This window comes from Mesorhizobium sp. M7D.F.Ca.US.004.01.2.1, from assembly GCF_003997785.1.
Taxonomy (GTDB): Bacteria; Pseudomonadota; Alphaproteobacteria; order Rhizobiales; family Rhizobiaceae; genus Mesorhizobium; species Mesorhizobium loti.
On the sequence record NZ_RZRQ01000155.1, the window covers coordinates 5,626 to 13,985 of the forward strand.

Annotated in this window: 10 protein-coding genes and 1 pseudogene; 4 read left to right on the forward strand and 7 right to left on the reverse strand. The window is 62.9% G+C overall.

The window, feature by feature from the left end; all coding sequences use genetic code 11:
* Positions 1–136, forward strand: a pseudogene (locus EN993_RS37865) (transcriptional regulator); the annotation flags it as partial.
* 17 nt (positions 137–153) lie between these two features.
* On the opposite strand, the gene EN993_RS20410 reads toward EN993_RS37865, so the two are convergent.
* A complete protein-coding gene (locus EN993_RS20410; protein WP_109671532.1) occupies positions 154–600 on the reverse strand; it encodes an iron-sulfur cluster assembly scaffold protein in 447 nt (148 codons plus the stop codon).
* A 240-nt stretch (positions 601–840) separates the two neighbouring features.
* On the opposite strand from EN993_RS20410, the gene folE reads away from it, so the two are divergent.
* The 3 genes from folE (at position 841) to EN993_RS20425 (ending at position 3,025) form a co-directional block, all read left to right on the forward strand.
* Positions 841–1,476 carry a GTP cyclohydrolase I FolE gene (gene folE / locus EN993_RS20415; RefSeq protein ID WP_109671533.1) on the forward strand — a complete coding sequence of 212 codons (636 nt, stop codon included), beginning with the start codon at positions 841–843 and terminating at the stop codon, positions 1,474–1,476.
* Positions 1,477–1,510: 34 nt separating this feature from the next.
* Positions 1,511–1,969 (forward strand): phosphoribosyl-AMP cyclohydrolase, encoded by a 459-nt coding sequence (gene hisI / locus EN993_RS20420; protein WP_109671534.1) that lies wholly within the window; start codon positions 1,511–1,513, stop codon positions 1,967–1,969.
* An 84-nt stretch (positions 1,970–2,053) separates the two neighbouring features.
* Entirely contained in the window at positions 2,054–3,025 is a 972-nt protein-coding gene (locus EN993_RS20425) for a patatin family protein (protein ID WP_109671563.1), read from the forward strand.
* A 113-nt stretch (positions 3,026–3,138) separates the two neighbouring features.
* Here the strand turns inward: EN993_RS20425 and recJ are convergent, their stop codons facing one another.
* The 6 genes from recJ to EN993_RS20455 all read right to left on the reverse strand — a co-directional run.
* Positions 3,139–4,923 carry a single-stranded-DNA-specific exonuclease RecJ gene (gene recJ / locus EN993_RS20430; protein WP_126068920.1) on the reverse strand — a complete coding sequence of 595 codons (1,785 nt, stop codon included), beginning with the start codon at positions 4,921–4,923 and terminating at the stop codon, positions 3,139–3,141.
* Positions 4,924–5,083: 160 nt separating this feature from the next.
* The gene (locus EN993_RS20435) at positions 5,084–5,308 is read right to left on the reverse strand and encodes a DUF6434 domain-containing protein (protein WP_109671535.1); all 225 of its coding nucleotides are present in this window, start codon (positions 5,306–5,308) and stop codon (positions 5,084–5,086) included.
* Positions 5,309–5,381: 73 nt separating this feature from the next.
* Positions 5,382–6,365: a class II fructose-bisphosphatase gene (glpX, locus tag EN993_RS20440; RefSeq protein WP_126068919.1), complete on the reverse strand. Its 984-nt coding sequence runs from the start codon at positions 6,363–6,365 to the stop codon at positions 5,382–5,384.
* Positions 6,366–6,569: 204 nt separating this feature from the next.
* Positions 6,570–6,737, reverse strand: coding sequence for a Thivi_2564 family membrane protein (locus tag EN993_RS20445; RefSeq protein WP_109671537.1), 168 nt, complete (start codon positions 6,735–6,737; stop codon positions 6,570–6,572).
* Positions 6,738–6,808: 71 nt separating this feature from the next.
* Positions 6,809–7,165 (reverse strand): hypothetical protein, encoded by a 357-nt coding sequence (locus EN993_RS20450; RefSeq protein WP_127264654.1) that lies wholly within the window; start codon positions 7,163–7,165, stop codon positions 6,809–6,811.
* Positions 7,166–7,301: 136 nt separating this feature from the next.
* Positions 7,302–8,360: homoserine dehydrogenase (locus tag EN993_RS20455; RefSeq protein ID WP_164757733.1), on the reverse strand; the 1,059-nt coding region annotated here is incomplete at its 5' end.

Genomic DNA, 8,360 nt, shown 5'->3' on the forward strand with positions numbered 1-8,360 from the left:
CAAGCCGTTCGACATCAACGTCGCATCCGGCGCCTATTGGCTGGTGGCCAGAAACCTGCGCGATCTGCCGGAACCTGCCGCCGCGTTCGCCGACTGGGTACGCGGCGAATTTGCCGAAAGCAGACGTGCTCTGTAACGGTCGGTTATCGGCCCTCAGGCCGCTTCTTCGGCGCGCTTCTTTTCGATCTGGCCGATCGCGTCGACCACGGCATCGAAAGTCAGCATGGTCGAGGCATGACGCGCCTTGTAGTCGCGCACCGGCTCCAGATATCTGAGGTCCGCGAAGCGACCGTCCGGCGGGGCGCCATTTTCTTTCAGCATCTTCAGCATGGTGTCGCGCACCGCGCGCAATTCCTCGGCACTGGCACCGACGACATGCTGCGCCATGATCGAGGACGACGCCTGGCCGAGCGCGCAGGCCTTCACGTCATGGGCAAAGTCCGTGACCACGCCATCGCGCATCTTGAGGTCGACGGTGACGGTCGAGCCGCAAAGCTTGGAATGCGCCTTGGCGGTCGCGTCAGGATGATCGAGGCGACCGATGCGGGCGATGTTTCCGGCAAAACCGAGAATTTTCGTATTGTAGACATCGTTTATCATTATTTTCCAATCCGTCGCCGCCAAGCGAACAGCGATTGCCGCTGTCGTGTCTTCCTTTCGCTCATCATGACCATATATAATGCTGGTAGTCCGGTATCGACAAGACAACGAAAGCCAATGTCCTTGCCGGGAAGTTCACGCCACTTACGGGGCTGGAAACGGGGCGAGTTTCCGAAACCGAAAGGTCGTGGTCCGTTCAACTCGTTCCTCCGCCGAGAGGGACTACGGGAGACGCCTTTTATGGATGCCGTCATCAAGAAACTCATGCCCCAGTCAGCCTATATGGAGAAGCCGGTTACCGACCGGCCGAGCGAAGCCGAAGTCGAGGCCGCCGTGCGCACGCTTTTGCGCTGGACCGGCGACAATCCGGACCGCGAAGGGCTGATCGACACACCGAAGCGGGTGGCCAAGGCCTATCGCGAAATGTTCGGCGGCTACGACATGTGCCCGGCCGAGGAACTCGGCCGCACCTTCGAGGAGGTCGCCGGCTACGATGACCTGGTCATCGTCAAGGACATAACATTCCATTCGCATTGCGAGCACCACATGGTGCCGATCATCGGCAAGGCGCATGTCGGCTATCTGCCGGACGGCAAGGTCGTCGGCCTTTCCAAGATCGCGCGTGTCGTCGACATCTTCGCCCACCGCCTGCAGACGCAGGAGGCCCTGACGGCGCAGATCGCCGGCGTCATCCAGGACGTGCTCAATCCGCGCGGCGTCGCCGTCATGATCGAGGCCGAACACATGTGCATGGCCATGCGCGGCATCCGCAAGCAGGGTTCCACAACGCTGACCTCTACCTTCACCGGTGTCTTCAAGGACACGCCCGAAGAGCAGGTCCGTTTCGTCACCATGGTGCGCGGCGGCGGGGTCTGATAGCCCCACCGACTTCGCTAGATAAGGACCGGCGATGTCGGCACTTGAATTCCCGAAAGCTCCGTCAGACAAGAAAGCGCTCGAGGAAGGCGCGGTGTTTTCACCGCGCTTCGACGCTGCCGGTCTGGTCACTGTCGTCGTCACCGACGCCCAAGATGGCATGCTGTTGATGGTTGCGCACATGAATGCGCAGGCGCTGGCGCTGACGCTGGAGACAGGCATCGCTCACTACTGGTCACGCTCGCGCAACGCGCTTTGGAAAAAGGGCGAAACCTCGGGCAATTTCCAGCATGTCGTCGAGATGCGCACCGATTGCGACCAGGATGCGTTGTGGCTGCGCGTCAAAGTGTTGGGCCACGACGCAACCTGTCACACCGGTCGGCGTTCATGCTTTTATCGGACGGTGGGGCTGGTCGATGGCAAGGGGACGCTTGCCGGCGACGGCAGCAAACCGCTGTTCGATGCGGAAAACACGTATCGGAAGCCTCTGTGAACCATTCAATATTCACAAACCACTCATGTTCACTATTCTCAAACGTACTTCCTGTAGAAAGGGAGTGGGACAAGGGAGATCATGATGCTCGAGTGGGCGTCATTGCGTAACAGACCAGATGTCAGGGAGGCCAACGGCCTGTCCTCGTCAGGCGGCGCGTCCGAAACGAAACCTCCGAAGAAAACAGGCATTTCGCTCGCCTTGGGCGGCGGTTGCGCCCGCGGTTGGGCGCATATCGGCGTACTGCGCGCGCTCGACGAAGCCGGTATCGAAGTGTCGATGATCGCCGGCACCTCGATCGGTGCTCTGGTCGGCGGTTGCTATCTTGCCGGCAAACTGGACGAACTCGAAGAATTCGCCCGCAGCCTGACCAAGCGACGCATCTTCGGCCTGCTCGATCTCAACCTGCGTGGCAGCGGCCTGTTCGGCGGCATGAAGCTCGACGCCCGGCTGCGCGAGCACATGGCCGGCATTCGTTTCGAGGATTTGGTCAAGCCGTTCGTCGCAGTCACGTCCGAAATCCGCACGGGCCACGAAATCTGGCTGTCGAGCGGCTCGTTGATCACCGCCATGCGCGCTTCCTATGCGCTGCCCGGCGTGTTCGAGCCGGTGAATTGCAATGGCCGCGTGCTGGTCGACGGCGCTCTGGTCAACCCGGTGCCGGTTTCGGTCTGCCGTGCCTATGAGCAGCCGCTCGTCGTAGCGGTCAATCTTCACTATGACTTGTTCGGCCGTGCCGCCGTTATCAAGCACAGCGCCGGCGAACTGGTCGTCGAAAAGGACGCGCCGAGACCCGGTCAGGTCGACGCCGAGCACCAGTCGCATCAGACGCGACTCGGCATCACCGGCGTCATGGTCGAGGCCTTCAACATCATCCAGGACCGCATTTCGCGCGCCAGGCTTGCCGGCGATCCGCCCGACATGTCACTGCAACCGAAGCTCAGCCATATCGGCCTTACCGAATTTCATCGCGCCGACGAGGCGATCAACCTCGGCTATCAGGCGACGATGGCCCAGATCGGCGAACTGACCCGGCTGCAGTCCGTTCTGGCCTAGGCCTATCTGCCCCTTTCAACACATGATTGGTGCGTTCCGTCACACTGACGGAGCTATGCTGCCCCGCGACGCTGTTGCCCTCTGCACCGGCTAGTTGAGTTGGCCGCAGGCGACTATGCGCGCGCCGCATCGACAATGCGAAACTGCACCGTGCGGTTGCCGTTCCAGTAATTGCCCGACAGCGAACCGGCGACGTGGATAGTCTTGCCCCGGTTCTTGAACAGGAACTCGCCAAGCGCGGTATCGACGGCGCGAAAGGCGATCGCCTGGATGCGACCGCCGCTCTCCGATTGCAGCTCGACGCGGATGTGGTTGGTGCCGACCGGCCTGGCGTCTGCCAGCCGATGGCGCGGCAGAGCGAAAACGGGTGCTGCATGCCCGGCACCGAACGGTCCGGCCTTTTCCAGCGCGTCGAGCAGTCCAAGCGTCGCGCCTTCAGCGGCAAGCGCGCCGTCGATCGCCAGGCTTTCCTCGCCTTGCAGCCGGAACACATCGGCTGCCGCCCGCTCTTCGAAAAACGCCCTGAGCTCGCCAAGCTTCGCCCGCTCCACGGTGATGCCGGCCGCCATGCCATGGCCGCCGCCCTTGACGATCAGCCCGGCATCGGCCGCCTCGCGCACCAGCCGGCCGAGGTCGAAGCCCGACACCGAGCGGCCCGAGCCAGTGCCGACGCCATTGGCGTTGAAGGCGATGGCGAAGGCGGGTCGGCGGGCATGGTCCTTCAATCGTGAGGCGAGCAGGCCGACAATGCCCGGATGCCAGCTGTTGCTGGCGGTGACGACGATGGCGGGGCCATTGCCGCCGGCAAGCTCTGCATCGGCCTCGGCACGCGCTGCGGCGAGCATCTCCTGCTCCATCAGCTGCCGTTCCTGGTTGAGCCGATCGAGCGTCTCGGCGATGGTGCGCGCCTCGACCGGGTCGTCGGTCGCAAGCAGCCGGCTGCCGAGTGCGGCATCGCCTATGCGCCCGCCGGCGTTAATGCGAGGGCCGATCAGATAGGCCAGATGGAAAGTGCTGATCGGCTCGCCGATGCGCGACACCCGTGCCAGTGCCGCCAGCCCTTCGTTCTTCTGCTGGCGCGCCATCTGCAGCCCTTTGACCACGAAGGCGCGGTTGACGCCGGTCAATGGCACCACGTCACAGACGGTGGCCAGCGCTACAATATCAAGCAGTGAAAGCAGGTCCGGCGGGGTGGCATCGGCCATGCGGCCGCGCAGGATCTTGGCCGTCTGCACAAGGGCGAGGAAGACCACGCCGGCGGCACAGAGATGGCCCTGCCCGGAAAGGTCATCGTCGCGATTGGGATTGACGACAGCGATTGCCGCCGGCAAAGCACCGCCGACCTGGTGGTGGTCGAGCACCACGACATCGGCCCCGGCATCGTTGGCGGCATCGATGGAAACGGCACTGTTGGTGCCGCAATCGACGGTGACGATCAGTGTCGCGCCACGCGAAACAAGCTCGCGCATGGCATCCGGATTGGGGCCATAGCCCTCGAAAATACGATCCGGGATGTAGATTTCCGACGGCACCGAGAAATGCGTAAGGAACCGCTTCAGCAAGGCCGACGAAGCGGCGCCGTCGACATCGTAGTCACCGAAGATCGCCACCTTTTCCCTGGCCATCACCGCGGCGGCGATGCGTGCCGCCGCCCTGTCCATGTCGGTCAGCGATGCCGGATCCGGCAGAAGATCGCGGATCGTCGGGTCGAGAAACCGCTCCGTCTGCTCGGCGGTGACGCCACGACCGGCAAGCACCCGCGCAACGACATCGGGCACGCCATGGCCTTGCGCGATGGCGAGCGCGATCATGTCCTGCCGCTCGGTCAGCCGGTGCTCCCAGGAGACCCCGGTAGCCGACTGCCTGACATCGAGGAAGAGGCGTTTTTCGCCGGTCATACGCTTTGCCAACTCATGATTGGCCGCAGGATAGTGCATGTCACCCAAAAGTGCGCAGCGGTTTTGGGACTACGACATGCATGAAAGCGCGTCGCGTGAACGCGACGCGCTTTCGGCCAAAGGCAGGCAAAGCCAAGCGGTTCACGGGTGTTCAAGAAAACTACGCTTTCCGCTTTTCAGCCCGGCGCCGAAGCCATTCGTCGGCTGCATCGCCCATCGTCTTGTCCGCACCGTCCTTGAGCCAGGCCATGAAAGGCCGGTCGAATCTGAACGCATCGCCGCATTCCCGGGTGAGAAAACGGCGCACGTTCTGGGTGTTGCGATAGGACTTCGTGATGGCGGTGGCGCGCGAAATCGGATCCGCGTGCCAGTCGAACGGTTTCATCGTCAAATCCTTGCAGCCAGCATCGGATGCGCCCGAATGGCTAACAATTGCAAGGTGGCTTCGCAAGCGAGCGTCAGAACTTATCCAAGTCCTGATGCCTGGCCTTGATCTCGCGCACCGTCCGCGACGACGAGCGCAGCACGATCGTGTGGGTGGTGATGTAATTGCGGCCGAACTTGACGCCAGCCAGCATGTTGCCGTCGGTGACACCGGTCGCCGCAAACAGCACATCGCCGCGCGCCATGTCCTCCGTCCGATAGACCCGTTTCGGATTGGAAATACCCATCTTTGCCGCGCGAGCGACCTTTTCCGGCGTGTCGAGGATCAGCCGACCCTGCATCTGGCCGCCGGTGCAACGCAGCGCGGCCGCCGCCAGCACGCCCTCGGGCGCGCCGCCAGTGCCGAGATAGATATCGATGCCGGTTTCTTCGGGATCCGTGGTGTGGATGACGCCGGCGACATCGCCGTCGCCGATCAGCCGGATCGCGGCACCCGTGGCGCGCACCGCATCGATCAGCTTGGCATGACGTGGCCGGTCGAGGATACAGGTGGTGATATCCGATATAGTGACACCCTTGGCCCTCGCGAGACTGGCGATGTTTTCGGCCGGCGAGGCATCGATGTCGATGACGCCGTCTGCATAGCCAGGGCCGATGGCGATCTTGTCCATGTAGACATCGGGTGCGAACAGCAGGCTGCCCTTCTCGGCGATCGCGATGACGGCGAGCGCATTGGGCAGGTTCTTGGCGCAGATCGTCGTGCCTTCGAGCGGATCGAGTGCGATATCGACGGCCGGACCTTTGCCCGAGCCGACTTCCTCGCCGATATAGAGCATCGGCGCTTCGTCCCTCTCGCCCTCGCCGATCACCACCGTGCCCTTGATGGCAAGGCGGTTGAGCTCCTGGCGCATGGCATCCACGGCGACCTGGTCGGCCGCCTTTTCGTCGCCGCGCCCACGCAGCCTGGCGGCCGCGACGGCGGCCCGTTCGGTGACGCGCACCAGTTCCATGGTGAGTATCCGGTCAAGACCGGCGACGATGTTCTGGGCCACATTCATCTGGTGATTTTCCTCGTTGGCAATGCGGCCTCCCGCCGGAGGCGGGCCTGTTTTGTCAGGCGAGCATGACAACGGCAAGACCCATCCAAAACTTTATCGAATAGCCAGCAATATCAATCGATTAAACGCATTTTGAAACGACGCCGGCCCGGTCGCAAAGAACCGGGCCGGCATGAAAAATTGAACATCGGCGCCCTTCGCGGCCTAGAAAACCGCAAGGTATTTGAGCAGCGAAATGATGCCAATGATGATCACGATGATCTGGGCGATCTGCCTCATGCGGGCATCGAGCGGCAGACGCTGAACCAGATAGAGAACGAGGATGATGACGAGGAATGTGATCAGGATGCTGATCAACGCGGATGAAGCCATGGTGCCCTCCTTAAAGATGATGTGCTGAAACAGGGAAATGAGCCGGAGAAACCGGCCCTATCGCGCCGCGATCAATACCAGCGGCGCGACGTGTCGTTCATCGACTGGCCAATGGCGAAGCCGGCCAGAAAGCCGAGCAGGCCGATCACGCCGACCACGGCTGTCGTCGTACCGGGATTTTCGCGTGCAACTTCCGAAACAGCATGGGCCTGGCTGCGCAGCTGTTGGGCGGTTCGCGACGCGCGGGCCGCCGCCGTGTCGTAGAAATCGGAAGCCTGTTCGCTGGCGTCATCGAGCATCTCCGCACTCCGCGCCGAAATGCTCTTGTTGATCTTTGTGATCTCCTTGCGCAGTTCGGCAATCTGCTTTTCCAGCGTCTTCTGGATATCGTCGATGTGCGGGGTGTCGGATTTGTTGGTATCGGCCATGAAGCGGCTCCCTCTGGTTGCTGACCAAGAGAACGGCGGCGACGCGAATTCGTTCCGGCCGGAAGCGGCTGTTTGCCGTCAGGCCGGACCTCGATGCCTGCGGGATTCTTGTCCCACGCGGCTATCCCCAGGAAAACTACCCTGCCCGCTCGATGCGGATGACTTGCGGCTTGTCGGTCAGATGGCCGTCCTTGGTGATGCCGTCGACGGCCTTGCGCACGGCGGCCTCCGTCGTCTCGTGGGTGACGAGGATCACCGTCTTCTGTGCCGCCGCCTCGCCGTTGACCGCGTGCTGGACGATCGATTCCAGCGAAATGTCGTTGTCGGCCATGCGCTTGGCTATCGCCGCAAACACGCCGATGCGATCATGCACGGTCAGCCGGATGAAGTAGCCGCCGGCATGGCTGCGCATCTGCGCCTTCTTGTACGGTTTCAGCTCCTTCGCCGGCCGGCCGAAGACCGGACCGTGCTGGAAGCCCGGCCGGCTCTTGGCGATGTCGGCGATGTCGCCGATGACGGCCGAGGCGGTGGCATTGCCGCCAGCACCGGGGCCTGACAGCAGCAGCTCGCCCAGAATGTCGGTCTCGATCGCCACCGCATTGGTCACGCCGTGCACCTGCGCGATGACCGAGGCGGTCGGCACCATGGTCGGGTGAACGCGCTGCTCGATGCCGCTCTCGGTGCGCTGGGCGACACCAAGCAGCTTGATCCGGTAGCCAAGATCGCCGGCCGCGCGGATGTCAGCCTGGGTGATGTTGGAAATGCCTTCCATGTAGATGTCGTTGGCGGCGATCCTGGTGCCGAAGGCAAGGCTGGTCAAGATCGACAGCTTGTGCGCGGTGTCCTGGCCCTCGATGTCGAAGGTCGGATCGGCCTCGGCATACCCCAGCCGCTGCGCGTCCTTCAGGCAGGCGTCGAATGAGATGCCCTCGGCCTCCATGCGGGTCAGGATATAGTTGCAGGTGCCGTTGAGGATGCCGAACACGCGGGTGACCGAATTGCCGGCCATCGCCTCGCGCATCGTCTTGATGACCGGAATGCCGCCCGCCACGGCGGCCTCGTAGTTAAGCAGCACGCCCTTCTTCTCGGCGATCTCGGCCAGCGCCACGCCATGCTTGGCGAGCAGCGCCTTGTTGGCAGTGACGACGTGACGGCCGGCTTCGAGTGCCGCCTTCACCGATGAGCGCGCCGGCCC